We start from the raw sequence: 1,551 nt of genomic DNA, 5'->3' as shown, positions 1-1,551 counted from the left end.
GTCGGCCGTGAACTATCCGCAAGCCATTGATCTGGCCTGTTGATTGAGGCGGATAGCGGCTTTGGAATTGCAGGATTAGCGGTATTTGGACGCTGTTTTCCTGCAATTCGGTTTTGCGATTCCCTTGTGGCGCGGAGCGTGATTCACTCGGTTCGGCGGCGGCGAATCGAGGGGACAGCGAATGTCCAGGCCACGCGAGAAGCGCGAGACGGGAGAGCAGGACCTGTTCCGCTCCCGGCTCGACCAAATCATCAACATGAAGCACGAGCTGGTGCGGCTGGCGCAGGCGATCGACTGGCCGGTGCTGGAGGAGCGTTTCGGCGCCGTCTATTCGGACGGCCCCGGCATGCCGCCGCTGCCGACCCGGCTGATGGCGGGGCTGGCGATCCTCAAGCACACCTTCAACCTGTCGGATGAGGTGCTGTGCGAGCGCTGGGTGGAGAACCCTTATTTCCAGTATCTCACCGGCGAGACGTTCTTTTGCCATACGCTGCCGTTCGACCGCTCCTCGATGACGCGTTGGCGCAGCCGTATGGGCGAGGAGCGGATTATGGTGCTGTTGCAGGAGAGCCTCAGCCTCGCGGTCAAGACCGGGGCGATGAAACCGGCCGACACGCGCCAGGTGATCGTCGACACCACCGTGCAGCCGAAGAACGTCATGTTCCCGACCGACGCCAAGCTCATCCATCGGGCACGCGAACGGCTGGTGCGGCTGGCCAAGAGGACGGGTCTCCATTTGCGCCAGAGTTATGTGCGGGTCGGCAAGCTGGCGCTGATCAGCCACCAGCGCTATGCCCACGCCAAGCAGTTCAAGCGGGCCAACAAGGCGCTACGCAAGCTCAAGACCTATCTCGGCCGGACCATTCGCGACATTGGTCGCCAGATCGCCGGCGATCAGGGGCTGGACGCGCTGTTCAAATGGCCGCTCTACCAGGCCGCCACCGTTCTCGAGCAACGCCAGCGCCAGCGCGGCCGCAAGATCTACAGCCTGCACGCACACGAGGTGGAATGCATCGGCAAGGGCAAGGCGCATGCGCCCTACGAGTTCGGGGTGAAGGTGTCGGTGGCCACCACGCTGAAGCGCTCCAGGGGCGGCCAGTTCGCCCTGCATGCAAAAGCACTGCCCGGCAATCCCTATGACGGCCACACGCTGGCAAGCGTCATCCCCGACATGGAAAAGACCATCGGCAACGAGATCGGCCGCATCCTCGCCGACGCCGGCTATCGCGGCCACAACGCACCGCAGAGCCACAAGCTCAGGGTCTTCACCGCGGGCCAGAAACGCCGCGTCACCCCAGCCATCAAGCGCCAGATGCGACGGCGGTCGGCGGTCGAGCCCGTCATCGGCCACATCAAGAGCGAACACAGAATGGGCCGCAACTACCTCGCCGGCCAGCAGGGCGACACCCTCAACGCCATCCTGGCCGCCGCCGGCTACAACTTCTCCCTCCTGCTCAGGTGGCTGAAGGGGTTTTTGTCGCTCTTGATTGCCCTGCTTCAAATCCGGCCGAAGCCGGTCGCCGCTTAGGGCTCGGATTGTTCACGGTCGAC

At 63.8% G+C, this 1,551-nt stretch carries 1 protein-coding gene; it reads left to right on the top strand.

What is annotated here, in order from left to right:
• The first annotated feature begins 181 nt into the window (after positions 1 to 181).
• Positions 182 to 1,528 carry an IS5 family transposase gene (locus EN949_RS35125; RefSeq protein ID WP_063169227.1) on the top strand — a complete coding sequence of 449 codons (1,347 nt, stop codon included), beginning with the start codon at positions 182 to 184 and terminating at the stop codon, positions 1,526 to 1,528.
• Positions 1,529 to 1,551: the final 23 nt, after the last annotated feature.

Source organism: Mesorhizobium sp. M7A.F.Ca.US.007.01.2.1 (genome assembly GCF_003998165.1).
In the GTDB taxonomy this organism is placed as follows: domain Bacteria; phylum Pseudomonadota; class Alphaproteobacteria; order Rhizobiales; family Rhizobiaceae; genus Mesorhizobium; species Mesorhizobium ciceri.
Note: the sequence above shows the minus strand (reverse complement) of the source record. Positions and strands in the feature narration are given on the sequence as shown.